The sequence below is a fragment of the Kaistia geumhonensis genome, assembly GCF_030815145.1.
Taxonomy (GTDB): Bacteria; Pseudomonadota; Alphaproteobacteria; order Rhizobiales; family Kaistiaceae; genus Kaistia; species Kaistia geumhonensis.
This window is the reverse complement of sequence record NZ_JAUSWJ010000001.1, coordinates 3,297,325-3,320,726: the sequence shown is the minus strand read 5'-3', so window position 1 is coordinate 3,320,726 and position 23,402 is coordinate 3,297,325. Positions and strand designations below refer to the sequence as shown.

At 68.1% G+C, this 23,402-nt stretch carries 20 protein-coding genes; 11 read left to right on the top strand and 9 right to left on the bottom strand.

Going from position 1 to position 23,402, the window contains the following annotated elements:
- Window positions 1–84: 84 nt before the first annotated feature.
- The 6 genes from QO015_RS15695 to QO015_RS15670 are packed head-to-tail and all read left to right on the top strand — an operon-like array spanning window position 85 to window position 5,864.
- Window positions 85–990, top strand: coding sequence for an NAD(P)-dependent oxidoreductase (locus QO015_RS15695; protein ID WP_266283169.1), 906 nt, complete (start codon window positions 85–87; stop codon window positions 988–990).
- 11 nt (window positions 991–1,001) lie between these two features.
- Window positions 1,002–2,393 (top strand): MmgE/PrpD family protein, encoded by a 1,392-nt coding sequence (locus QO015_RS15690; protein WP_266283170.1) that lies wholly within the window; start codon window positions 1,002–1,004, stop codon window positions 2,391–2,393.
- Window positions 2,394–2,411: 18 nt separating this feature from the next.
- On the top strand, window positions 2,412–2,798 hold the full coding sequence (locus QO015_RS15685; protein WP_266283171.1) for a carboxymuconolactone decarboxylase family protein: 387 nt from the start codon (window positions 2,412–2,414) through the stop codon (window positions 2,796–2,798).
- Between the two features lie 33 nt (window positions 2,799–2,831).
- A complete protein-coding gene (locus QO015_RS15680) occupies window positions 2,832–4,310 on the top strand; it encodes an aldehyde dehydrogenase (protein ID WP_266283172.1) in 1,479 nt (492 codons plus the stop codon).
- Window positions 4,311–4,314: 4 nt separating this feature from the next.
- Window positions 4,315–5,121 carry an N-acyl homoserine lactonase family protein gene (locus QO015_RS15675; protein ID WP_266283173.1) on the top strand — a complete coding sequence of 269 codons (807 nt, stop codon included), beginning with the start codon at window positions 4,315–4,317 and terminating at the stop codon, window positions 5,119–5,121.
- Window positions 5,121–5,864 (top strand): SDR family oxidoreductase, encoded by a 744-nt coding sequence (locus tag QO015_RS15670; RefSeq protein ID WP_266283174.1) that lies wholly within the window; start codon window positions 5,121–5,123, stop codon window positions 5,862–5,864. The genes QO015_RS15675 and QO015_RS15670 overlap by 1 nt, the downstream gene beginning before the upstream one ends.
- Window positions 5,865–6,039: 175 nt before the next feature.
- Here QO015_RS15670 and QO015_RS15665 read toward each other — a convergent pair whose 3' ends face one another.
- From QO015_RS15665 to QO015_RS15640, 6 genes are all read right to left on the bottom strand, one after another.
- Window positions 6,040–7,584, bottom strand: a complete 1,545-nt coding sequence (locus tag QO015_RS15665) for a sugar ABC transporter ATP-binding protein (RefSeq protein ID WP_266283175.1) — start codon at window positions 7,582–7,584, stop codon at window positions 6,040–6,042.
- A complete protein-coding gene (locus QO015_RS15660) occupies window positions 7,581–8,681 on the bottom strand; it encodes an SMP-30/gluconolactonase/LRE family protein (protein ID WP_266283176.1) in 1,101 nt (366 codons plus the stop codon). Before QO015_RS15660 ends, QO015_RS15665 begins: the two co-directional genes overlap by 4 nt.
- Entirely contained in the window at window positions 8,678–10,810 is a 2,133-nt protein-coding gene (locus QO015_RS15655; protein WP_266283178.1) for an ABC transporter permease, read from the bottom strand. Before QO015_RS15655 ends, QO015_RS15660 begins: the two co-directional genes overlap by 4 nt.
- Window positions 10,811–10,928: 118 nt before the next feature.
- On the bottom strand, window positions 10,929–11,942 hold the full coding sequence (locus QO015_RS15650) for a sugar ABC transporter substrate-binding protein (protein ID WP_266283180.1): 1,014 nt from the start codon (window positions 11,940–11,942) through the stop codon (window positions 10,929–10,931).
- A 68-nt stretch (window positions 11,943–12,010) separates the two neighbouring features.
- A complete protein-coding gene (locus QO015_RS15645) occupies window positions 12,011–12,988 on the bottom strand; it encodes an ABC transporter permease (RefSeq protein WP_266283181.1) in 978 nt (325 codons plus the stop codon).
- A gap of 180 nt (window positions 12,989–13,168) precedes the next feature.
- On the bottom strand, window positions 13,169–13,669 hold the full coding sequence (locus QO015_RS15640; protein ID WP_266283182.1) for a cytochrome b: 501 nt from the start codon (window positions 13,667–13,669) through the stop codon (window positions 13,169–13,171).
- Window positions 13,670–13,863: 194 nt separating this feature from the next.
- Between QO015_RS15640 and QO015_RS15635 the strand changes: the two genes are divergently transcribed.
- From QO015_RS15635 to QO015_RS15620, 4 genes are all read left to right on the top strand, one after another.
- Window positions 13,864–14,946 (top strand): CobW family GTP-binding protein, encoded by a 1,083-nt coding sequence (locus QO015_RS15635; RefSeq protein ID WP_266283183.1) that lies wholly within the window; start codon window positions 13,864–13,866, stop codon window positions 14,944–14,946.
- Window positions 14,947–15,047: 101 nt separating this feature from the next.
- Complete coding sequence (locus QO015_RS15630) at window positions 15,048–16,031, top strand: WD40 repeat domain-containing protein (RefSeq protein WP_266283184.1); 984 nt, start codon at window positions 15,048–15,050, stop codon at window positions 16,029–16,031.
- Between the two features lie 78 nt (window positions 16,032–16,109).
- Window positions 16,110–16,955 carry a lytic transglycosylase domain-containing protein gene (locus QO015_RS15625; RefSeq protein ID WP_266283186.1) on the top strand — a complete coding sequence of 282 codons (846 nt, stop codon included), beginning with the start codon at window positions 16,110–16,112 and terminating at the stop codon, window positions 16,953–16,955.
- A 50-nt stretch (window positions 16,956–17,005) separates the two neighbouring features.
- A complete protein-coding gene (locus QO015_RS15620) occupies window positions 17,006–17,536 on the top strand; it encodes a DUF2937 family protein (RefSeq protein WP_266283188.1) in 531 nt (176 codons plus the stop codon).
- 156 nt (window positions 17,537–17,692) lie between these two features.
- On the opposite strand, the gene QO015_RS15615 is transcribed toward QO015_RS15620, so the two are convergent.
- From QO015_RS15615 to QO015_RS15605, 3 genes are all read right to left on the bottom strand, one after another.
- Window positions 17,693–19,126, bottom strand: coding sequence for a homospermidine synthase (locus QO015_RS15615; RefSeq protein WP_266283190.1), 1,434 nt, complete (start codon window positions 19,124–19,126; stop codon window positions 17,693–17,695).
- Window positions 19,127–19,257: 131 nt separating this feature from the next.
- Window positions 19,258–19,842, bottom strand: a complete 585-nt coding sequence (locus QO015_RS15610; RefSeq protein WP_266283191.1) for a GNAT family N-acetyltransferase — start codon at window positions 19,840–19,842, stop codon at window positions 19,258–19,260.
- 13 nt (window positions 19,843–19,855) lie between these two features.
- Window positions 19,856–20,989, bottom strand: a complete 1,134-nt coding sequence (locus tag QO015_RS15605; RefSeq protein ID WP_266283192.1) for a type III PLP-dependent enzyme — start codon at window positions 20,987–20,989, stop codon at window positions 19,856–19,858.
- A gap of 759 nt (window positions 20,990–21,748) precedes the next feature.
- Here QO015_RS15605 and QO015_RS15600 point away from each other — a divergent pair.
- The gene (locus QO015_RS15600; RefSeq protein WP_370877425.1) at window positions 21,749–23,338 is read left to right on the top strand and encodes a gamma-glutamyltransferase family protein; all 1,590 of its coding nucleotides are present in this window, start codon (window positions 21,749–21,751) and stop codon (window positions 23,336–23,338) included.
- Window positions 23,339–23,402 lie beyond the last annotated feature (64 nt).

Genomic DNA, 23,402 nt, shown 5'->3' with positions numbered 1-23,402 from the left:
GGCCTAACGTCGCCGAACAATCCGCCGCCGCGCGAGCGCTTCCTGAGCCGCGCGCCACAACCAGCGGCGGCATCGGGAGGCGAGATGTCGTTGGCCACGGAGACACTGGGTTTCATCGGGCTCGGCCGCATGGGGGGACCCATGACGCGGCGGCTCATCGACGCCGGCCACCATGTCGTCGTCTATGACACCCGCGCCGAGGCGCTGGCCGACCTGCCCGCCGACAAGGTCACGATCGCCGCCTCGCCCGCCGAAGTCGGCGCCGCGGCGCGCGTCGTCATCTGTAGCCTGCCCTCGCCCGCCATCCTCTCCAGCGTCATCCTCGGCGAGGACGGCGTGGCCGCCGGCAGCGCCGTCAAGATCGTCATCGACGTCTCGACCACCGGACCGACGGTCGCCTCATCCATCGCGGCGAACCTCAAGGAAAAGGGCATCGCCTTCGTCGATTCGCCGATCTCGGGCGGCCTCGCCGGCGCGCGCGGCGGCACGCTCGCCGTAATGGTCTCCTGCCCGGAGGCGACCTTCACCGAGGTCGACCCGATCCTCGCCAATTTCGGCCGCCGCTTCTATTGCGGCGACGCGCCCGGCTCGGCGCAAGTGGCCAAGCTCGGCAACAACATGATCGCCGCCGCCGTCATCCTGCTCTCCGCCGAAGCGCTCGCCATGGGCGTCAAGGCCGGCCTCGATCCGCGCGTAATGTGCGACATCATCAACGCCTCCAGCGGCCGCAACAGCGCGACGCAGGAGAAATTCCCCCGCTCGGTGCTGCCCGGCACCTTCGACTTCGGCTTCACGACCGGCCTTTCCTACAAGGACGTGCGCATGTGCGTCGACGAGGCAGAGAATCTCGGCGTCCCGATGGTCGGGGGCGCGCTCGTGCGCCAGATGCTGGCCGCCACCAAGGCCCGCTTCGGCGCCGATTCCGACTTCACCTCCATGGCGCGCATCGTCGAGGAATGGGCCGGCGTCGAGATCCGCGACCGGGCCTGAGGGTGACCAGCATGGCGCCCCAGGCCTTCGAAAACCCGCAGGCCGTCGAACTCGCCGAAGCCATCGCCGCGCTCGACGCTCGGGCCTTCGATCCGGCGATGAGGGCGAAGGCCAAGGCCTGCCTGCTCGATTTCCTTGGCTGCGCCTTCGAGGCGACGGCGCTCGATCCGAGCCGGCAAGCCGTCGCCGCCGTCTTCGAGGCGGCAGGCGGTCATATGATCGGCGAGACGGCGACCGCGACGCCCGCCGACGCCGCCTTCGTCAATGCCGTGAAGGGCCACGGGCTGGTGCGCGAGGACATGCACGCGGCCTCGGTCAGCCATCACGGCGTCGTCGTCTGGCCGCTCCTCCTTGCGCTTGCCGAGACGCGGCGGATCGCCGGACAAAGGCTGATCGAGGCGGCGATCCTCGCCTACGAGGTCGGTGGCCGCCTCGGGCGCCTGCTGATCGACCGGGGAATTTCGAGCCTCTTCCGTCCGACCGGCCTCGTTGCGCCGATCGGCGCGGCGGCGGGCGGCGCAAGGCTGCTCGGCCTCGACGCGCCATCGACCGTGTCGGCGCTCGCCATCGCTGCCAACACGTCTTCCGGGCTCAACCAGTGGCCGGCGAGCGGCGCCTCGGACATGTTCTTCCATCCCGGCTTCGCCGCGCGCAACGCCGTCACGGCCGTGCGCCTCGCCGAAGCCGGCGCCTATGGCAGCCGCGACATACTCGACGGCAAGGCAGGCCTCTTCGCGGCCTTTGCGCGGAAGGCGATGCCGGGCGCGGTCGCGCTCTTCCCGCGCGGCGAGGCCGAGATCCTCGCCGTCTATCACAAGGGCGCGCCGGCCTGTAACTTCGCTCAGACAGCCTGCCAAGCGGCGCTGCGCATGATCGAGATGATCGGGCCCAATGCCGCGCCCGTCAGCGCCATCACCATCCGCGTGCCCCGCGCGGCGGCCGACTATCCGGGCTGCGACCACACAGGCCCCTTCGAGCGCGCGCTGCAGGCGAAGATGAGCATCCCGTTCGGGGTCGCCGCCGTGCTGGCGCATGGCCGGCTCGCGGAGGAGAACTATGCCGATCTCGCCGATACCGAGGTCCTGCGCCTCGTCGGCGTGACGACGCTCGTCGCCAGCGACGAGCTCTCGGCCCGATTCCCCGCCGAACAGGGCGCGATCGTCGAGCTCACGCTCGCCGACGACCGCCGGCTTTCAATGGGCCTTCCCGATGTCATCCCCGCGACCGAGGCCGAGGTCCGCCAGCGTTTCCGCGTCGCGGCTGCCGCCGTCGTCGGCCAGGACGCGGCCGACGCGATCGAGGCTTTCGTCGATACGCTCGACACCGCCCGCGATGCCGGGCGGCTGATGCAGCTTTGCGCCGTCCCCGCCGCGACGCGGCCGAAGACGGCAACCGCCACCTGACAGGACGAGGAGAATCCCATGTCGAACGAGGTCTTCGAGCGCGGTCTCGCCATCCGCAAGGAAGTGCTGGGCGCGGAATTCGTCGAGAAGGCCTTCGCCTCCGCCGACGATTTCAACCGGCCGATGCAGGAGCTGGTCACCGAATATTGCTGGGGCGCCGTCTGGGGTCGCGAGGAGCTGCCGAAGAAGACGCGCTCCATGCTGAACCTCGCCATGATCAGCACGCTGAACCGCCCGCACGAACTGAAGATGCATGTGAAGGGCGCGATCCGGAACGGCGTCAGCCGCGAGGAGATCCGCGAGGTCTTCCTGCAGGTCGCGATCTATGCTGGCGTCCCGGCGGCAGTCGACTCGTTCCGCATCGCCCGCGAGGCCTTCGCGGAGCTGGACGCCGGCAAGCCCTGACCGGGCAAGTAAATACCGCGGGAGGAGAACGCGATGAAGAGCTACAAGATGCTGATCGGTGGCGCCTTCGTCGCGGCAGCGAGCGGCGCGACTTTCGAGACCGAGAACCCGTTCACGGGCGCCGCCTGGGCGACGATCCCGCGCGCCGGCAAGGAGGATGTCGACCGCGCGGTGAAGGCCGCCGCCGATGCCTTCCGGGCGCCGTCATGGTCCGGCATCAGCGCCTCGCAGCGCGGCGCACTCATCCGCCGGTTCGCCGATCTCCTCGCCGCCAATGCCGACCGGCTCGCCGAGATCGAGACGCGCGACAACGGCAAGCTGATCGCCGAGATGCGCGGCCAGCTGCGCTACATGCCCCAATGGTACCACTACTTCGCCGGCCTCGCCGACAAGGTCGAGGGCCGCGTCATCCCGATCGACAAGCCGGGCGTGTTCAACTTCACCCGTGAGGAGCCGCTCGGCGTCGTCGCGGCGATCACGCCCTGGAACTCGCCGCTGATGCTGGCGACATGGAAGCTGGCACCGGCGTTGGCGGCCGGCAACACGATCGTCTGGAAGCCGTCCGAATATTCCTCCGCATCGGCGCTCGAATTCGGCGCGCTGTTCGAGGAGGCCGGCTTCCCGCCCGGCGTCGTCAACATCCTCACCGGCTTCGGCTCCGAGATCGGCGAGCATCTCGTCTCGCACCCGCTCGTCGACAAGATCGCCTTCACCGGCGGCGACCGCACCGGACAGGGCGTCTACGAACTCGCCGCCCGCCAGATCAAGCCGGTGACGCTGGAGCTCGGCGGCAAGTCGGCCAATATCGTCTTCGCCGACGCGGTGCTCGACGATGCCGTGAAGGGCGTCGTCTCGGGCATCTTCGCAGCCAGCGGACAGACCTGCATCGCCGGCTCGCGCGCGCTGGTGCACCGGTCGATCTACCCCGCCTTCATCAAGGCGCTGGTCGCCTTTGCGAAAACGGCGAAGATCGGCGACCCCGCCGACCCGTCGACTCAGGTCGGCCCGATCACCACGCGGCCGCAGCTCGACAAGGTGCTCTCCTATATCGAGATCGCCAAGGGCGAGGGCGCGACACTCGCGCTCGGCGGCAGGCGCGCCACCGATCCCGCCTGCGGCGAGGGCTGGTTCGTCGAGCCGACCATCTTCACCGATGTCGCGCCTGGGATGCGCATCGCCCAGGAAGAGGTGTTCGGGCCGGTGCTGGCCATCATCCCGTTCGACAGCGACGAGGAGGCGATCGAGATCGCCAATGGCACGATCTACGGCCTTGCCGCCGGCGTCTGGACGCAGAGCATCGCCCGCGCACTGACCATGTCGGAGAAGCTGAAGGCGGGCACGGTGTGGATCAACACCTATCGCGCCGTCAGCTACATGTCGCCCTTCGGCGGCTTCAAGCGCTCCGGCATCGGGCGCGAGAGCGGGCTTTCGGCCATCCGCGAATATCTGCAGGAGAAGAGCGTCTGGATCGACATTTCCGGCACCGTGCCGAACCCCTTCGTGCAGCGGTGAGCCGATGTCCGACGACGTTTACGAGATCTATGCACTGAAATACGGCCATTCGGCCCGCCGCTCGCCGGAGAATTTCATCGGCGGCGACGCGCATGACGTCGACATGCCGCTCGACTATTCCAACTGGCTGATCCGCAACGCCGCGCGCAGCTTCGTCGTCGACACCGGCTATGACGCGGCTTCGGCGTCGAAGCGCAATCGCGAGCTGGTGCGTCCCGTGCGTGAAAATCTCGCCGCGCTCGGGGTCAACTGCGAGACAGTCACCGACGTGATCGTCACGCATATGCATTACGACCATGCCGGCAATGACGGCCTGTTCCCGGCGGCGCGCTTCCATGTGCAGGATGCCGAGATGGCCTATGCCACAGGCCGCTGCATGTGCCACGCCTATTCGAACCATCCCTATGACGTCGACAATGTCACGTCCATGGTGCGGCGCGTCTACGCCGGCAAGGTCTGCTTCCATGACGGCGTCTCGGAGCTCGCTCCCGGAATAACGCTGCATCGGATCGGCGGCCATTCGCGCGGGCTGCAGGTCGTGCGGGTCAAGACAGCGCGCGGGCATGTCGTCCTCGCCTCCGACACGGCGCATTTCTACGCCCATCTCGACCGCCGCCGCATCTTCCCGACCGTCGACAGCGTCGCCGACGTGCTGGAAGGCTATGACACGGTGCTGCGCCTCGCGACCTCGCGCAACCATGTCATTCCCGGTCACGACCCCTTGGTGATGACACTCTATCCGCCGGCCTTGCCCGATCTCGCCGGCTTCGTCGCGCGGCTCGACCTGCCGCCGAAGACGGGAGCGGCCTGATGGCGGACGCCTCGCTCGAAGGCCGCGTCGCCTTCGTCACCGGAGCGGCGAGCGGCATCGGCCGCGCCATCGCCACCGGACTCGTCGCGCGCGGCGCAAGGGTGGTGCTCGCCGACCGCGACGCCGCCACGCTGGAGCCGCTCGCCGCCTCGCTCGCCGGCTCCGTCCCGCTCGTGCTCGACATCAATGACGGCCCGGCCGTTGCCGCTTGCCTCGACCGCATGCCGGAGCCGCTCCGCGCGATCGACATCCTCGTCAACAATGCCGGCCACGACATCGGCGGCCGCACCCGCTTCGATCTCGGCTCGGCCGACGACTGGGCGGCGATCATCGAGACCAATCTCATCGGGCTGATGCGCGTTACCCGCGCCATCCTGCCCGGCATGATCGCGCGCGGCCGCGGCGACATCGTCAATATGAGTTCGATCAGTGCGCTCCGCCTGGTGCCGGACCAGGCGCCCTATTCGGCGAGCAAGGCCGGCGTCCACATGCTCTCCGACATCCTGCGCGGCGAACTCGCCGAGACGCCGCTGCGCGTCATCGAGATCATGCCGGGACTGACCCGCACCAACATCGTCGCCACCCGCCATCGCGGCGACCAGGAGGCGGCGGAGCGCTATTTCGAGCGCTTCGGCATGGCGCTCGACCCCGAGGACATCGCCCGCTGCGCCTTCTTCGCGCTCGAGCAGCCTGCCCATGTGCAGGTGGCGCAGATGTTCGTCCTGCCGACCAATCGCTGGTAGGGCTCACGAGAGACCGAGCACCGTCAGGCGCCCCCCCAACCCTCCCCCGCTGCGCGGGAGAGGAAGTGTGTCCTGCCACCAGAACAGTCACACCATCAGTGAAGCAAGAAGGCGGCCCTCTCTCCCGCGAAGCGCGGGGAGAGATGGAGAGGGGGCCTTTCGATCACCCGCCCCCTCAGTGCACCGCCGCATACATGATGCGGCTTTCGGTGGCCTCGGCCACGTCCATTTCCTCGACGATGCGGCCCTGCCGGGCGACGAGGATGCGATCGGAAAGCGCCATGATCTCCGGCAGATAGGATGAGATCACCACCACGGCCATACCGCCGTCGGCCAGCTCGTTGATGAAATTGTGGATCTCGACGATCGTGCCGACATCGACGCCGCGTGTCGGCTCGTCGAGGATCACGAGCTTCGGGCGCTGGATCAGCGCCTTGGCCAGCACGACCTTCTGCTGGTTGCCGCCCGAGAGTTCGATGACGCGTGCGTCGGCGTCGATCGACTTGACGCCGAGCCGGCCGGTCCATTCCTTCGCCAGCCGCCGCGCCTCGGCCATGGTGACCGGGGTGAATGGATTGATGCCCTTGGCGAGATGGCCGAGCTGGATATTGCTGGCGATCGTCATCGTCTCGAAGAAGCCTTCGATCTTGCGATCCTCGGTGACATAGACGATGCCGTCGCGCACCGCCGGCCGCGGCGTGCGATAGCGCACCGGCCGGCCCTCGAAGCGGACCGTGCCGCCATGGAAATAGTCGCGCTTCAGCACGCCGGCGACGATCTTCATCGTCTCGGTGCGGCCGGCGCCGACAAGGCCGAACATGCCGGTGACCTGCCCGGAAAAGACCGAGAAGGACGTGTTGCGCACGGCATTGCCCATCGAGAGATTCTCGACAGAGAGGATCTTCTTGCCCATCGGCCGCGCCTTGCGCCGCCCGCCGGCATAGAGCTCGCCCGTCAGGCTGCGCCCGACCATCGCCTGCACGATGCGCTCGCGGTCGAAATTCTCCGTCTTGTCGCTCACGACGAGCTTGCTGTCGCGCATCACCGTGATGCGGTCGGAAAGCTGCAGCGCCTCTTCCAGCGCATGGCTGATGAAGATGATCGCCATGCCCTCTTCCTTGAGGCGGCGGGCGAGGTTGAAGAAGTGGAACTTCTCCTCGGGCGTCAGCGTCGCGGTCGGCTCGTCGAAAATGATCAGCCGCGCATGGTGATGCACCGCGCGGGCGATCTCGACCATCTGCTTCTTGCCGGCACCGAGCGCCGACACCTGCACGGTCGGATCGACATAGAAATTCAGCGACAGGAGATAGCGCTGCGCCTGAATATTGAGGCCGCGCAAGCGGTTGAACATCTTCTCGTCGCCGAGATAGATGTTCTGCGCGACCGACATCGACGGGACGAGATTGGTCTCCTGGAACACCATCGCTATGCCGCGCTCGAGCGCATCGGAGGGCGAGGTCAGCGTCACCGGCTTGCCGTCGAGCAGCATCTCGCCGGAAGAGGGCTGGTAGACGCCGGCGAGAACCTTCATCAGGGTCGACTTGCCGGCGCCGTTCTCGCCGAGAATGGCGTGGATTTCGCCGGCGCGGATGTCGAGATCGATGTCCGAGATGGCGAGGACGCCGCGGAAATCCTTGGAGACCTTGCTGAGGCGCACCAGCGGCGTGGCAGTGGCCGCGGCCGCTCCCTGCGGCGCCCTTGCGGTAACGGTCGTGGTCATGCCGCGCTCCCCTCATCGATTCTGTCGAGTGCGACGATCTTGCCCGAGCCCTTGGCTCCGGCCATCAGCCGGCCGTCCATCTCGGCGAGCGAGGTGATGCCGTGCACGGCGCCGTCGGCGCGGCTGTGCCAGCTCTCCAGCATCGCCATGTCGGCGCCGCAGCGCACGACGAGGCCGGTCGACCAGGTCGGCGACCATGGCTTCAGCATGTTGAGCTTCTTGCGCGCGCCGCCCTGGATCGGCTCCAGGAAGCTGCGGCCGGTCGCGAGCGAAGGCGCGATCCAGTAGTCGGGATCGATCGTCTCGACCATGCGGCGGCGATAGTCCTTCTCCTTCAGAACGAACTCGACCAGCGGGTTGCGCGGCGCGAACATCGCCAGCCAGTAACCGCCGGCGGAGGATGGCGCGATGCGGCCCGGATAGGCGGGCAACGCGCCGAGTGCGACCTCGGGCTTGCCGCCATCGGTCGCGAACGAGATCACGCGGTGCCGCCAGGCCTCCGAGACGAACACGCGGCCGCCCGAGGCATGGATGCCCGAGGGAAAGGCGAGGTCGCGGGCGATGACGCTGGTCCGTCCCTGGACCAGATCGAGCCGCAGCACCGAGCCGGCGGCGGTCTTCGTCATCAGGTCGCGCTTCCATTCGCGCGCCGGATGGCGGGCCGAGCCGATCGCGACATAGAGGGTCGCGGGGCCGGCGAAGCTCATCGCCGTCACATGGCCGGCATCGATACCGTCGAGCGCGACCATGCGCGGCGCGGCGCCCTCCGCCTCGATCTGCACGCCGGCGCCGGCGATCGCGATCGCCAGGCTGCTTCCCGACGAGGCCATCGCCGTCACCGCGCCCGGCATGGTCCGCGTCGCGGCGATCCTCAGCGTGTCGCCGTCGGCGAGGAGATGGTGGATCCCGGCGCCGACCGATGCGAGAAGTCCGGCCGGCGTCGCGGTGAGATTGTCGACATCCTCGATCGCCAGAAGAAGCGGCGCCGCGTCGAGCCGGGCATTCGGCCGAAGCGGGCCGTCCATCGGCGGAACCGTGCTGCCGGTCGTGTCGAAGCCGCGGAAATTGGCCCAGGCCTCCTTGAGGGCGCCGATCATGGCTTCGCTCCCCAATAGGCGTCCAGCGCGCACCAGTTCGGATCGGCATCGGGCAGGCGGTAGCGGCCGATGCGGTTGTTGGAGACACCGCCGAGATAGAGCCAGCCGCGATGCTCGCGCATGGAGGTGATCATGGGATGGTTGAGGCCGCCGAGATCCCAGAGACTGTCGAGGATCTCGCCCTTCTCGTTGAATTTGACGACGCAGCCGGTGTTGATGTTCGGGTAGAGCCACTGGTCGGGCGCCACGCGCCGCGCCATGCGCTTGCGGAAGCCGGGCATCTTCAGCGCGAGGTCGAGCGCCGGACCGCGCATGCCGAGCAGCGCCATCCAGTAATTGCCGTCCGAGGCGCGGTTGATGTTGTCGGGATAGCCCGGCAGGTTGTCGATGACCTTCTCGATCGTCCCCTTCTTCGGGCCGTCGAAATAGTAGCGGCTGATCGAGCAGGTCCAGCTCTCCGCGAACATGAAGGACTGGCCGTCCGGACACATCGCGACCCCATTGGCGAAGACGAGCTTCGGGATCTCGGTATGGGTGCGGCCGGTCCTCGGATCGTAGCAGATCATGCGCCCGCTCGCCCGGCTCTCCAGCGCGTCGGTCGCCCAGTCCTCCTGCTCGTAGCGGATCGTCGCCTCGCTGAAATAGACACGGCCGTCCGGCGCGATGTCGACATCGTCGGCGAGCCGCAACCGGCTGTCGTCGACGATCGATGTCCAGCTGCGGTTGGTCTCGTCGGTGAGCTTGGTGACCGTCTTGTCCGGCGCCACCTGGAAGAGGCCCATGCCACCGATGCAGACCAGGAGGTTGTCGTCGCGGTCGAAGGCCATGCCGAGCGGATGGCCGCCGATATGGGCGAAGATCTCGGAGCGCTTGTGGTCGGGTCCTAAGAAGCGGACGATGTCACCGTGCCGCGTGCCGCAATAGAGATTGTCGTGGCGGTCGAGGATCACGTCCTCGGGCCCTTCGATCTCGCCAAGGCCGATGATCTCGACCGAGCGCAGGCGGTCGTTCAGCGCATAGGGCGAACCGGGCGCATCGACGGCTGGCGCCGGCGGCAGGTCGAGATAGGTCGGCGAGACATAGATCTTAGCGAGGATGCGGTGGCGATGCTTCTGCCAGCGCATGTCGATGAACACCGCGAGGATCAGCACCGCCCCGAGAATGGTCGAGGTGATCGGCCCGCTGATGCCGAGATTGATGAGGCCGTTGGTGAGAAGCAGCACGAGAAGGCTGCCGATGATCGCCTTGGCGACGGAGCCGCGGCCGCCGCCGATCGCCGTGCCGCCGAGCACGGCTGCCGTCAGCGCCTGCACCTCGAGGCCGACGCCGGTATCCGAGCCGGTGCTGCCGAGGCGCGCCGCGAACAGGAAGCCGGCCAAGGCGCACATCATGCTCGACGCGACATAGGTGGAGAACACCATCAGGCGTACGTCGATGCCGGCATTGAAGGCCGAGCGACGGGCGCCGCCGACCGCCGTCAGCCGCCAGCCGGGCCGCATGCGCGACAGGACGATGTGCCAGGCCAGCGCGATCACGAGCGTGATGACCAGCGACACCGGCACGCCGAAGACCGAGCCCTCGCCGATGAACAGCCAGAGATCGGAATCCGAAAAGCCGGACATGATCGCCGTCGACATCTTGACGAAGACGATCTCGTAGATGGAGCGGAAGATGATGAGGCTGACCAGCGTCGTCAGGAAGGCGCGAAGGCGCAGATAGCCGATCAGCACGCCGTTGAGCGCGCCGCAGACCATGCCGAGGCCGAGAATGCCGACAAGCACGGCCGGGACCGGCAATTCGTAGACATTGACGCCGATCAGCGAGAAGAGGACCGCGAGCGAGAAGACGGCCGCGACAGAGAGGTCGATGCCGCCCGAGATCATAACGATGGTGAGGGCGAGCACGACGAGGCCGAATTCCGCGAACTGCCGCGAGAAGTCGGAAAGGCTCGAAAGCGACAGGAAATCCGGGATGATGCTGCCGAGGACGATGATGGTCAGCACCAGCGCCGTGAAGGGGATCGCATTGTCGATCCACCGCTTCGACATGATCTCGCCGACCACGTGATCGGGGAAGAGGCGCGAGCGGAGAAACGCGATGCGGTCGCTCAAGGTATCGTTGCTGGCCATGAGGAGGCTTTTCAAGTCCCTGCTGGATCACGTCCGGCGAACCCGGCGCGCCGGAGGTCGCGTCACTGGCACGAAGCGCGCGGGGTGTGGGCCCCCGCGCGCCCCGGTTCGGTCTGCCCTACTTCAGCTGGTCGAGCGACCAGCAGGTCCGCGGACCGATATTATCCTTGGTGAGCAGCGTCAGCGGCGTGTAGTAGGCCGTCTTGCTTTCGCCCGCCTTGGCCGGGGAGAGCAGCGTCTGCGCGATTTGCTGGTTGATCGCCTCGCCCTGCAGCGGCACGTCGTAGCTGACGATCATGTCGAGCAGACCCTTCTGGATGTTGTCGCAGCCGATCTGGTTGCCGCCGCCCGAGGTGACGACGAAGATGTCGTCGGCCTTGCCGGCTGCCTGGATCGCCGCGCCGGCGCCGACATCCTGGTTGTCCCAGTTGCCGACAACGCCGCAGAGATCGGGATGCTGCTGCAGCACCGTCTCCATGATGGCACGAGCCTTGGCCGGGTCGTACTGCGCCGCCTGCTCGGAGACGATCTTGATCGCCGGATCCTTGGCGAAGGTCGTCTTGTAGGCATAGAGTTCGTAGAGATCGGAGGCGGCGGTCGGCTGGCCGCGGATGATCGCGATCTTGCCGGACTTGCCCGAGCCGGTGCCGCAGCGCTTCACGAGCTCGTCCGCCTCGATGTAGCCGACGCGCGACCAGTCGGCGCCGATATAGGCGTCGGTCGGCACGACGGATTCGAGATTGAGCTGGATGACCTTGATGCCCGCGTCCATCGCCCGCTTCAGGAGACGCGCATAGGACTGGACGTCCGGGTTGTGGGCGATGATGACGTCCGGCTTCTCGGCGATCAGGGCGGTCAGCGCGCGCGTGCCGGCATCGGTGCTCCAGTTCGGATCTCGGATGTCCAGCGTATAGCCGAGATCGGCGGCCTGCTTGCGCATGATCGCCGCCCAGCCCTCGGTGAGGTCGAAGCCCATCGCGAGCGGAACGAAGACGACACGCTTGCCCTTCAGCCCCTCGTAGAAGGGATTGCGCGAGGGATTGTCGAGCCCGTCATCGGCATGGGCCGCGCCGGCGAAGCCGAGCGCCATCATTCCGGCCGCGAGGCCGGCCATCAGCATCTTGCGGATCATCTTGGTTCCTCCCGTTGATCCCTTGGTCCCGTGCGGCGGCCGGCCGCCGGGCGCGTGCAGCATTGTGGTCAGATATCCCCCTGGGCCTGCTGCGAAGTCTGTTCGTCCCTGGGGTTGATGAAGCTGTCGACCATGATCGCGAGGAGCAGGATCAGGCTCTTGATCAGGTTCTGGGTCGTGTAGGTGATGTCGAGGATGGTCATGCCGTTGAGCAGAACCCCGACGAGAAGCGTTCCGACGAGGATGTTGCGCACGCCGCCGCGGCCGCCCGAGAGGCTGATGCCGCCGAGCACGACGACGAGCAGCACGTCATAGATCATGGTCGAGTTGTAGAGCCGCGTGCTCATGCCCGAGACGGCGGCGGCCATCACGAGGCCGGCGAGGAAGGCGATCAGCGCGCTGACCACATATTGCGCGACGATGAGGGGGCGCAGCGGGATGCCGGTGATGCGCGCGGCGAGCGCATTGTCGCCGGCGGCATAGACGAAACGGCCGAAGCGGGTGCGCAGGAGAAGGAGCGCCATCAGCGCCGCGAGCACGGCGAAGGCGACGATCGGCATCGGCAGCCCGACCACCGAGCCCTGGCCGAGGAAATCGAACCAGGCGATGCCGGCCGGCGTGTTCTGGACATCGATCTGGAACAGGAAGGCGCGGCCGGCGCCGTAGGCGACGAGGCCCATGGCGAGCGTGGTGAAGATGGCCGGGATGTCGGCATATGCGATCAGGATGCCGTTCATCAGCCCGATGGCGAGCGCCAGCGCGAGGCCGAAGAGCAGCGCGGTTCCGAGCGGCATGCCGCCCTGCGTCATCGACAGAACCCAGGAGAGCGACACGACCATGGTCGCGACCATCGCGAGGTCGATCCCACGCCCGATCACCACGATGCCCATGCCCAGGCCGAGAATGCCGAGGATCGAGACGCTGCGGACGAGGGCGATGAGATTGCCCGTCGTCAGGAAGTTGTTGAGCGTGACCGCAAAGGCCGCGAACAGCAGCACGGCGAGGGCGAAGACGACACCCTCCTGCGACAGACGCGCCTTGCGCATGGCCTCCTCCGAACGCTGCGCCGATCCCGCCCGGGCGTTTCCCGTTTGCGGTTCCTCGATCGGCTCCTCCCAGGCTGCAGCATTCCCGTTTTGGCCGGCACGTGACAGACCCGCGGCGCGAATATCAGTTATGTGCCCGTCCGCGCCGGGTCCGGATGTGTGGGAGGCAGGCGGCCTGCGTCAGCGGCTGGGGACCAGCATGCGGCGCAGCGTACCGTCCTTCAGGAGGAACTGGTGATAGAGCGCACCGGCGACATGGACAGCGATCAGCAGGATGAAGACCGGCTTGCCGATCTCGTGCACCTCGCCGATCTCGGGAGAGACATAGTAGGCGAGAAGCCCCGTCACCGGCATCGCGACGAGCAGCGCATAGAACAGCCAGTGAACGGCATGGGCCAGCCGATCGAAGATCGGCGTTCCCGAAGGCTGCGGCGCCGGCGCACCGGCGGTCAGGCGGAGCGCGAGGCGGAGGCCGACCAGCACGAGGATGGCGATGCCGATCCAGTAGTGCGCCGAAGCAAGACTGGCGTCAGAGGCGGAAACCGCCTCGCCCTCCCCCGCTGCATCGAGCGCGACCGACATGCTTTCGCCGAACACGAGCTGGAACAGCACCAGGGCCGCGATGAGCCAGTGCAGCGCGATCTGCGGCGCCGAGTAACCGGCGATCGAACCAGATTTCATCCGAGCCCCCTTGTGTCTGCGCAGGCGCACGAGCCCGCCACGACGCAGTCTATACACTGGAACGATTCCAAAAAAGGGCGGTCGTTCTGCCTTCCGCCCCAATCGCCTTGCCTGATGCAAACGGCGCCGAGTTCCCCTATATCAGCGCTCTCTGACACCAGCCTGAAGGCGGCCAGGCCGCCCGGAGATATCCCATGACGGAAGCCTCCCAGAACGCCGAAACGCAGGTCCCGGTCACGGTGCTGACCGGCTATCTCGGCGCCGGCAAGACGACGCTCCTCAACCGCATCCTCTCCGAGAACCACGGCAAGCGCTATGCCGTCGTCGTCAACGAGTTCGGCGAGATCGGCATCGACAACGACCTCATCGTCGAGAGCGACGAAGAGATCTACGAGATGAACAACGGCTGCGTCTGCTGCACGGTTCGCGGCGATCTCATCCGCGTCGTCGAGGGCCTGATGAAGCGCCCTGGCCAGTTCGACGGCATCCTCGTCGAGACCACCGGCCTCGCCAATCCCGCGCCCGTCGCGCAGACCTTCTTCATGGACGAGGACGTGCGCGCCAAGTCGCGGCTCGACGCCGTCGTGACCGTCGCCGATGCGCTCAACCTCCTGAAGCGTCTCGACGACGCGCCCGAGGCCGAGGAGCAGATCGCCTTCGCCGATGTCGTGCTCCTGAACAAGATCGACCTCGTCAGCGCCGAGCAGCTCGCCGCCGTCGAGCGCCGCATCCGCGAGATCAACCCGCACGCCACGATCCACCGCACCGAGCGCTCGGCCGTCGATCTCGACAAGGTGCTCGACCGCGGCGCGTTCGACCTCGACCGCATCCTCTCGCTCGACCCCGAATTCCTCGAGGCGGACGAGCACGACCATGATCATGATCACCACCATCATGACCACGACCACGACCACGATCATCATCACCACGATCATGATCACGACCATCACCATCACCACCATCCGCGCCACGACAACGCGGTGTTCAGCGTCTCGCTGCGCGGCGGCACGCTCGATCCGCAGAAGTTCTTCCCCTGGATCCAGGAGATCACTCAGGTCGAGGGAGCGAACATCCTGCGCCTCAAGGGCATCCTCGCCATGGATCGCGACCCGGACCGCTATGTCGTCCAGGGCGTGCACATGATCATAGAGGGCACGCATCAGCGCCCCTGGCGCGACGACGAGAAGCGCGAGAGCCGCCTCGTCTTCATCGGCCGCAAGCTCAACGAGGAAGCGATCCGCAAGAGCTTCGAAGCCTGCCTCGTGAAGGCCGCCTGACAGGCAGCCACGGACCGACCCGCCGCCGGCCAGATCCGGCGGCGGTCATGCCCGGCGGCGGCCGCCCCGGCGCGCCACGCCTTCTTCCGGAATCCCCGACCTTGCCCAGCATCCAGTCCTTTCCCCTCGGCGCCTTCGTCGTCGCCGCGACCTTCCTCGGTGACCGCCCCGCCTTCGCCCTCGGCGACGGCAAGGTCGGCCTCGTCGACGGCGCGGCGGCCGAAACCTTCGGCGTCCATACGGGCGGGCTGCTCGCGGCGGCGCGCGACGAGGCCGGCATGCGCCTCGTCACCTCAGGCGACGACGGCCGCGTGATGGCGATCGACGCGTCGGGCAGCATCGCGGCGCTGGCCGAGCGGCCGAAGAAGTGGATCGACCAGCTCGCGGTCGGCCCGAACGGCACCGTCGCCTTCGCCGGCGGCCGCGAGGCGGTCGTCCTGCTTCCGGACGGCAAGGAACGCGTGCTGCCGCATGAACGCACGGTCGCCGGCCTCGCCTTCGCGCCCAAGGGGCTGCGCCTCGCCGTCGCCCGCTACAACGGCGTCTCGCTGTGGTGGCCGGGCACCGATGCGAAGCCGACCGAGTTCGAATGGAAGGGTTCGCATATCGCCGTCACCTGGTCGCCGGACGGACGTTTCGTCGTGACCTCGATGCAGGAGAACGCCCTGCATGGCTGGCGGACCTCGGACGGCGGCGGACACATGCGCATGTCCGGCTATCCGGGCAAGGTGAGGTCGCTGTCCTGGTCGACCAAGGGCCGCTTCCTCGCGACCTCGGGCGCCGAGATGGCCGTGCTCTGGCCATTCCATTTCAAGGAAGGGCCGATGGGCAAGCAGCCGCTGCAGCTCGGCCTCTCCGCTCAGAGCGTGGTGACGCAGGTCGCCTGCCACCCGACGGAGGAGGTCGTCGCGATCGGCTACAAGGACGGCTCGATCATCGCCGCCCGCTTCGCCGACGGCGACGAGGCGCGGCTGCGGAAGGTCGAGGGCGGGCCGATCTCAGCGCTCGCCTGGGACGCGGCCGGCATCCGCCTCGCCTTCGGCACCGAGGACGGCACCGCCGGCATCGTCGACCTGGCCGGCTGACGCTTCATCCGCCTTTGTCTTGATCGCGACAGGACGGCTTGCGACCATCCCGCCCGAGCTGTGACGGATGGCATGACGATGCCCGATCGACGATCCTTGCGACGCATGCTCGGCGGCCTCGCGGCCGCATGGCTGGGCATGACCCTGCCGGCCGCCGCCGCGGAGGAGACGACCGAGCAGTCGATCTGCCGCCTGATCGAGCAGGCGGCGGGAGCCGAGCTGCTGCCGGTCGATTTCTTCACGCGCCTCATCTGGCGGGAAAGCTCGTTCCGCGCCGGCGTCACCTCCTCGGCCGGCGCCCAGGGCATCGCCCAGTTCATGCCCGGCACCGCGACCGCGCGCGGCCTCGACGATCCCTTCGATCCAGAACAGGCGATCCCCGCCTCGGCCGCCTATCTCGCCGATCTGCGCGACCGGTTCGGCAATCTCGGCCTCGCCGCCGCCGCCTACAATGCCGGTCCGACGCGCCTCGCCGGCTGGCTGCGCGGGGGCGGCTGGCTGCCGGGAGAAACGGAGGACTACGTCCTCTTCGTCACCGGGCGCAGCGCCGCCGACTGGCGCGACAACGGCATCCGCCCGCCGAGCGACGACAAGGAACGGCTCGCCGAGGATTGCGGACGCACCGTCGCCTCGATCCGCACCTATGCGCCGCGACTCATCGAAGGCGCCTATGCCCCCTATGGCGTGCAGCTTTCCGGCAATTTCTCCAAGGCCCGCGCCATCGCCTCCTATCAGCGGCAGCTGGCACGCTTCCCCTCGGTGCTCGAAGGACGGCCGACGCTCATCCTCGGCTCGCGCGGCGCCGGGCGCGGTCGGCGGGCCTTCTACCGCGTCCGCCTGCCCGCCGCGTCGATGCGCGAGGCGCGGACGCTCTGTGCGGAACTCAAGCGAGCCGGCGGCGCCTGCGTCGTGCTGCGCAACTGAGGGAGCGGCGGGGCGGGCCGCGCATTGGTGAAGGCAATCGGAGAGCGGGCATGATCAGGCGGACCCTTCTTCTCGCAACGGCACTCGGCGCGGGCGTCGCGACCTCGCAGGCGCCGGAATTCGCGCAGCAATATCGCCAGCGCCTCGGCGGCGCCGTCGACGAGCTTCGCCGTGTGGTGATGGACTTCGACCGCGACGCGGCAACGGCCGGCCTCGACCGCCGGCGGGCGATCGCGACCATGCAGGGCGACGGCCAGCGCATCGTGCAGCTGCGCGGCGACAGCATCGCCGGGACGGTCGCCCGTTACGAGCGGCTCAGCGCCCAGCAGCAGGCCCTCGAGGCGAGCGGTCCGCTCGGCCGCATCGAGGCGGTGTTCTCGGCGCCGGATCCCGAGCTGGTCGGCGCGACATGGAGCGTCTACGAGCCGGCCGTCCCGACGACGCTCGCCGGCGCCGTCGCGGCGGGGATCGGCTTCCTCGCCGTCTATCTTCTCGCCGGCCTCGGCAGCGCCGCGACCGCTCCGCTCCGCCGGCGGAGGCGCCTGCGCGAGCGCGCGGCACTGGCCCGCGACCGGGCGTGACAGAGCGCGCGATCCGTCAAGAGGCCCCCTCCCCAGCCCCGCTCGCGGGGGGAGAGGGAGAGCCTACTGGCGCGATAGAGCACCGGTGTCGATGAAGCGACGAGGCCGGCCCTCTCTCCCGCGCCAGCGTTGGAGAGAGGGAGAGGCGACCTTCCCCTACGAATGCACCAGCACGTTGCGGAACTGCCAGGGGTCGCTCGGGTCGATATCCTCGGGGAAGAAGCCGGGGCGGTCGGTGAGCGGCGTCCAGTCGGTGTAGACGCCCTCGACGGTGCCGAGATAGGGCCGCTGGATGCGCAGGCAGAAGTGATAGTCCATCTCGTCGGCCTCGACGATGCCGGCGGCGGGATGCTCGAGCGCCCAGACCATGCCGGCGATGACGGCGGAGGTCACCTGCATGCCCGTCGCGTTCTGGTAGGGCGCGTTCTGCCGCGCTTCGTCGATGGTGAGACGCGAGCCGTACCAGTAGGCGTTGAGCGCATGGCCGTAGAGCAGCACGCCGAGTTCGTCGCGGCCGGCGATGATCTCTTCCTCGGAGAGGATGTGGCGGCGGCTCTGCGCCTTGCCGGCGCGGCCGAACATCTCGTGCAGCGACAGGACGGCGTCGTTGGACGGATGATAGGCGTAGTGGCAGGTCGGCCGGTAGACGACCTTGCCCTCCTCGCGGACAGTGAAATGATCGGCGATCGAGATGGCCTCGTTATGCGTCACGAGATAGCCGAGCTGCGGACCCGGTGTCGGGCACCAGGAGCGGACGCGCGTATCGGCGCCGGGGCCGAGCAGGAAGATCGCCGCGCCGCTGCCGGTATCATGGGCGCGGGCATGGTCGGGGATCCACTTTTCGTGCGTGCCCCAGCCGAGCTCCGCCGGCTGCAGCCCTTCCGAAACGAAGCCGTCCACGGACCAGGTGTTGACGAAGGTGTCGAGCGGCTTCGGGTTGCGCGAGCGCTGCGTGTCGCGCTCGGCGATGTGGATTCCCTTGACGCCGGTCGCCCGCATCAGCTCGGCCCATTCGCGGCGGCTCTTCGGCTCGTCGAACTCCATGCCCAGGTCGCGCGCGACGTCGAGCAGGGCATGCTTCACGAACCAGGAGACCATGCCGGGATTGGCGCCGCAGCAGGAGACGGCGGTCGGCCCGCCCGGATGGGCACGCTTCTCGGCGAGCAGTTCCTCCCGCAGCGCATAGTTGGAGCGCGAGGCGGGATCGGCCTTGTGATCGTAATAGAAGCCCGGCCACGGCTCGATGACGGTGTCGATATAGAGCGCGCCCAGTTCGCGCGTCAGCTTCATGATGTCGAGCGAGGAGGTATCGACCGAGAGGTTGACGCAGAAGGCCTGGCCCTCGCCCCCTGTCAGGAGCGGCACGAGGACGTCGCGATAATTCTCGCGCGTCAGCGCGATCCGCACATGGCGCGCCCCGAAGGTTGCGAGCAATCCGGCATTCTCGTCGCCCGGCTCGACGACGATCACCTGCGACCGGTCCAGCGCGAAGTGCCGTCGGATCAGGGGCAGGATGCCGCGTCCGATGGACCCGAAACCGATGATCACCACGGGACCATCGATGCGACCATAGACCGGCCAGCTCGCCATTTGGCAGTACTCCTTTTCAGAACTAGACCCACCGTCGAAGGCGGGCAGGTTATCGTCCTTCTATGACGAAAGAAAATGCATGCCTCGCCGCCCGCCTTTCGGCGGGCGGTTCAGCAGGAGATGCAAGGGCTTCAGGCGGCGAGCCGCACCGGCTCGGGCGTGCCGAAATCGGGAGCGCCGAAGGCGGGCGCACCAAAATCCGGCCCCACGATCGACGGCGTGGCGAAGGCGCCCGTCGGCTCCAGCATGCCGGCGGCACCGGCCAGCGCGCCCTCGGCCAGTTCCAGCGCGAGGAAGCGGTTGCGGTCGACCGGGCCCGGCATCAGCAGCCGGCGCGTCGGCGCGAGGCTGAAGCCGAAGCGGGTGTAGTAGGCCGCGTCGCCGACGAGGATCACCGCCTTGTGGCCGAGCACGCCGGCGCGCGACAGCGCCGTGCGCATCAGCCGCGAGCCGACGCCCTCGCCCTGGCATTCCGGGGCGACGGCCAGCGGGCCGAGCAGCAGTGCGTCGCGGCCGCCGGCCGAGACGTTCCAGAGGCGGACCGAACCGACCAGCGCATCGCCGTCGCGGGCGACGAGCGCGAGCCCGTCGGCCGGGAGGCGACCCTCGCGGATGCGCTCGGAGCTCTTGAGGAAGCGGTCCGGGCCCATCGTGCGGTCGAGCAGGAATTCACGGGCGCCGGCTTCCGCCGGCGCCTCCGCACCGATCAGGATCATGATGCGACGCCTTTCAGATCACGTAGGCGGCGAGCGGCTCGAAGCCGTTGAACGCGACGGCCGAATAAGTCGTCGTGTAGGCGCCGGTGCCCTCGATCAGGACCTCGTCGCCGATCGAAAGCGAGACCGGCAGGTTGTACGGGGTCTTCTCGTAGAGCACGTCGGCCGAATCGCAGGTCGGGCCGGCGAGGATGCAGGGCTCGACCGCATCGCCGTCATGGGCGGTGCGGATCGGGTAGCGGATCGACTCGTCCATCGTCTCGGCGAGGCCGCCGAACTTGCCGATGTCGAGATAGACCCAGCGCGGATCGTCCTCGCGGTCGCTCTTCCTGGAGATGAGCACGACCTCGGACTTGATGATGCCCGCATTGCCGACCATGCCGCGGCCCGGCTCGATGATCGTCTCCGGGATGCGGTTGCCGAAATGCCGCTTCAGCGCCTGGTCGATCGACGAGCCGTAGTTCTCGACGCCCGGAACGGGCTTCAGGTAGCGGGTCGGGAAACCGCCGCCGAGATTGACCATCGACAGCTGGATGCCGCGCTCGGCAAGCGTTCCGAAGATGCCGGCGGCCGAGGCGAGCGCGCCGTCCCAGGCCTCGGTGTTGCCCTGCTGCGAGCCGACATGGAACGAGATGCCATAGGCATGGAGGCCCAGCCGGTGCGCATGCTCGAGCACGCCGACCGCCATCTCGGGCTCGCAGCCGAACTTGCGCGACAGCGGCCATTCCGCGCCGGCGCCGTCGCAGAGGATGCGGCAGAAGACGCGCATGCCGGGAGCGGCGCGCGCCACCTTCTCGACCTCGACTTCGCAATCGACCGAATAGAGCGAGATGCCGCGCTCGAAGGCAGCGGCGATGTCGCGCTCCTTCTTGATCGTGTTGCCGAAGGAGATCCGGTCGGGGGTCGCGCCGGCGGCGAGCGCCATGTCGATCTCGGCGACCGAGGCGCAGTCGAAATTCGAACCGAGCGAGGCGAGCAGGCGCAGGATCTCCGGCGCAGGATTGGCCTTCACGGCATAGAAGATCCGCGTGTCGGGCATCGCATGCGCGAAGGCGAGGTAATTCTCCCGCACCACATCGAGGTCGACCACGAGGCAGGGGCCCTCGGGACGTCGGGTCGCGAGGAAGTCGATGATGCGAGCGGTCATCTTAGGAACTCCCGGTGGGCCGGCGAAAAGGCCCGATCAGCGTTGCGATACGGCGAAGCGGAGCCGAGCCCTCGCGCCGGCCGCTATGGACGCGGGCCGGAACGGTGACGAAGCGCCGTCTTGCCGGCGGAGCCGGCAGGTTTTCGCGGGTGACGGTCGTCAGGGATCGTCAGGAGGATCCTTGAGCGCCGCCGTCGCTTGGAGCGGGATGACCCGATCCGCACGCCCGGCAAGGAAGTAGTGCCTCTTCAGTGACCACGGCCGATGGAGAGCCGTTAGAGACCAAAAAAGCCCGCTACGTCGTTGCTTCAAGTCGCGTCCTCCGCGGAGACGGAGTTCACCGGTTTCGCTTTCCGGCTGCCGACCTTTCCGGGATCACTCCCGGACTCCTTCGTGGCCCTTTCGGGATCCACATGGGCGTCGCCCCGGCCTCTTGTCCGGAGCCCCACCGGTCGGCACGCAACCACAGGCACGTGCGATAATTGGGCAAGCGCTAGGTATGACGATCGCCCGTCGCATTCAAGCGCTTTTTGACCTCGCGCAAAGAAAATCTCGCCAGCCTGGCGCAGCCCCGGAAAAGCCACGGAATTCCGCGCTTTTCGCACCTTCGACGCCACCTTTCACCCACTGTTTCCACAAAGCGCACACTGCCCTTCGCGCGGGCAGCGTCTGCCCGATCGTCGGGCAGCGGCTCGATTCGGCTTTTGGCGCCGCGCCGTTTCCCGTAAGCAGGCTTTCGGCAGAGTTCGGAGGCGCGTCGTGGTCGAGACAGTGGTCGGCGAAAAGGGAATGGTGGTGGCCCCGCATGCGGCGGCGGCCGAGACGGGGGCCGAGATCCTCCGCGCCGGCGGCAACGCCATCGAGGCGATGATCGGCATGGCGGCCACCATCGCCGTCGTCTACCCGCACATGAACGCCATCGGCGGCGACGGCTTCTGGCTGATCCGCGAGCCGGGCAAGGAGCCGCGCTATATCGAGGCCTGCGGCGCGGCCGGCGCCGGAGCGAGCATCCGCGCCTATCGCGACAAGGGACACGAGCGCATGCCGGTGCGCGGCGCCGACGCGGCGATCACGGTCGCCGGCGCCGTTTCCGGCTGGCATCTGGCGCACGAACTCTCGAAGAGCCTCGGCGGCGCGCAGCATCCTAAGACCCTGCTCGCCGACGCCGTCGCCCATGCCAAGAACGGCATCGCCGTGACCCGCTCGCAGGCCCGCCTGACGGCGCTGCATCATGACGCCCTCGCCGCTGCGCCGGGCTTCGCCGACGTGTTCCTGCCGGAGGGAAAGCCGCCCGCGATCGGCGACACGATCCACCAGCCACGCCTCGCCGACACGCTCGACCAGTTGGCCCATGCCGGCTTCATGGATTTCTACCGCGGCGATGTCGGCAAGGCGCTCGCCGACGATCTCGAGCGGATCGGCAGCCCGGTCACGCGCGAGGACCTCGTCCGCCACGAGGCCCGCTTCCGCGCGCCGCTCTCCGTGACGCTCTCCGATGCCACCGTCTACAACGCGCCGCCGCCGACGCAGGGCCTCGCCTCGCTGCTCATCCTCGGCATCTTCGAGCGGCTCGGCGTCAAGCGCGGCGAGAGCTTCGAGCATCTGCACGGCCTCGTGGAGGCGACCAAGCGCGCCTTCCTGCTGCGCGACAAGCATGTGACCGACCCGGTCTTCGCCGGCGACGTCTCGATCCACCTCTCGGAGCGCGTGCTGGCCCGGGAAGCGGCGGCGATCGACATGCGTCACGCCGCGCCCTGGCCTCAGGTCGCCGAGAAGGGCGACACGGTCTGGATGGGCGCCGTCGACGGCGACGGCCTCGCCGTCTCCTATATCCAGTCGATCTTCTTCGAGTTCGGCTCGGGCTGCGTGCTGCCGGCGACCGGCGTCACCTGGCAGAACCGCGGCGCGAGCTTCCATCTCGATCCCGCCGCGCGCAATCCGCTGGAGCCCGGCCGCAAGCCCTTCCACACGCTGAACCCGGCCCTCGCCCGCTTCAAGGACGGCCGCGTGATGCCCTATGGCACGATGGGCGGCGAAGGCCAGCCGCAGACGCAGGCGGCCGTCTTCACCCGCCACGCGCTGTTCGGCATGGATCCCGCCGAGGCGATCGCGGCGCCGCGCTGGCTGCTCGGCCGGACCTGGGGCTCGGACCATCTCCACCTCCGCCTCGAGAACCGCTTCGATCCCGATCTGGTGCTGGCGCTGGAACGCGCGGGGCATGAACTCGAGGTCATCGACGAGGCGTATTCCGACACGATGGGCCATGCCGGCGCGATCGTGCGCCGCCGCGACGGCCGCTCGATCGGCGCGACCGACCCGCGCTCCGACGGCGCCGCCATCGCCGCCTGAGGCGTCCGGCCGCCCGCATTTGGCAGGCGGCCGGAAATCGGCGTATGAAACGATCCATCGTCGG

Bases quoted from the DNA above. Each gene is read 5' to 3' on its own strand.
- QO015_RS15615 (WP_266283190.1), bottom strand. From the start codon at position 19,126: ATGGCGAGCTGGCCGGTCTATGGTCGCATCGATGGTCCCGTGGTGATC.
- QO015_RS15655 (WP_266283178.1), bottom strand. From the start codon at position 10,810: ATGGCCAGCAACGATACCTTGAGCGACCGCATCGCGTTTCTCCGCTCG.
- QO015_RS15650 (WP_266283180.1), bottom strand. From the start codon at position 11,942: ATGATCCGCAAGATGCTGATGGCCGGCCTCGCGGCCGGAATGATGGCG.
- QO015_RS15635 (WP_266283183.1), top strand. From the start codon at position 13,864: ATGACGGAAGCCTCCCAGAACGCCGAAACGCAGGTCCCGGTCACGGTG.
- QO015_RS15690 (WP_266283170.1), top strand. From the start codon at position 1,002: ATGGCGCCCCAGGCCTTCGAAAACCCGCAGGCCGTCGAACTCGCCGAA.
- QO015_RS15605 (WP_266283192.1), bottom strand. From the start codon at position 20,989: ATGACCGCTCGCATCATCGACTTCCTCGCGACCCGACGTCCCGAGGGC.
- QO015_RS15640 (WP_266283182.1), bottom strand. From the start codon at position 13,669: ATGAAATCTGGTTCGATCGCCGGTTACTCGGCGCCGCAGATCGCGCTG.
- QO015_RS15670 (WP_266283174.1), top strand. From the start codon at position 5,121: ATGGCGGACGCCTCGCTCGAAGGCCGCGTCGCCTTCGTCACCGGAGCG.
- QO015_RS15645 (WP_266283181.1), bottom strand. From the start codon at position 12,988: ATGCGCAAGGCGCGTCTGTCGCAGGAGGGTGTCGTCTTCGCCCTCGCC.
- QO015_RS15675 (WP_266283173.1), top strand. From the start codon at position 4,315: ATGTCCGACGACGTTTACGAGATCTATGCACTGAAATACGGCCATTCG.
- QO015_RS15660 (WP_266283176.1), bottom strand. From the start codon at position 8,681: ATGATCGGCGCCCTCAAGGAGGCCTGGGCCAATTTCCGCGGCTTCGAC.
- QO015_RS15625 (WP_266283186.1), top strand. From the start codon at position 16,110: ATGCCCGATCGACGATCCTTGCGACGCATGCTCGGCGGCCTCGCGGCC.
- QO015_RS15665 (WP_266283175.1), bottom strand. From the start codon at position 7,584: ATGACCACGACCGTTACCGCAAGGGCGCCGCAGGGAGCGGCCGCGGCC.
- QO015_RS15680 (WP_266283172.1), top strand. From the start codon at position 2,832: ATGAAGAGCTACAAGATGCTGATCGGTGGCGCCTTCGTCGCGGCAGCG.
- QO015_RS15620 (WP_266283188.1), top strand. From the start codon at position 17,006: ATGATCAGGCGGACCCTTCTTCTCGCAACGGCACTCGGCGCGGGCGTC.
- QO015_RS15685 (WP_266283171.1), top strand. From the start codon at position 2,412: ATGTCGAACGAGGTCTTCGAGCGCGGTCTCGCCATCCGCAAGGAAGTG.
- QO015_RS15695 (WP_266283169.1), top strand. From the start codon at position 85: ATGTCGTTGGCCACGGAGACACTGGGTTTCATCGGGCTCGGCCGCATG.
- QO015_RS15610 (WP_266283191.1), bottom strand. From the start codon at position 19,842: ATGATCCTGATCGGTGCGGAGGCGCCGGCGGAAGCCGGCGCCCGTGAA.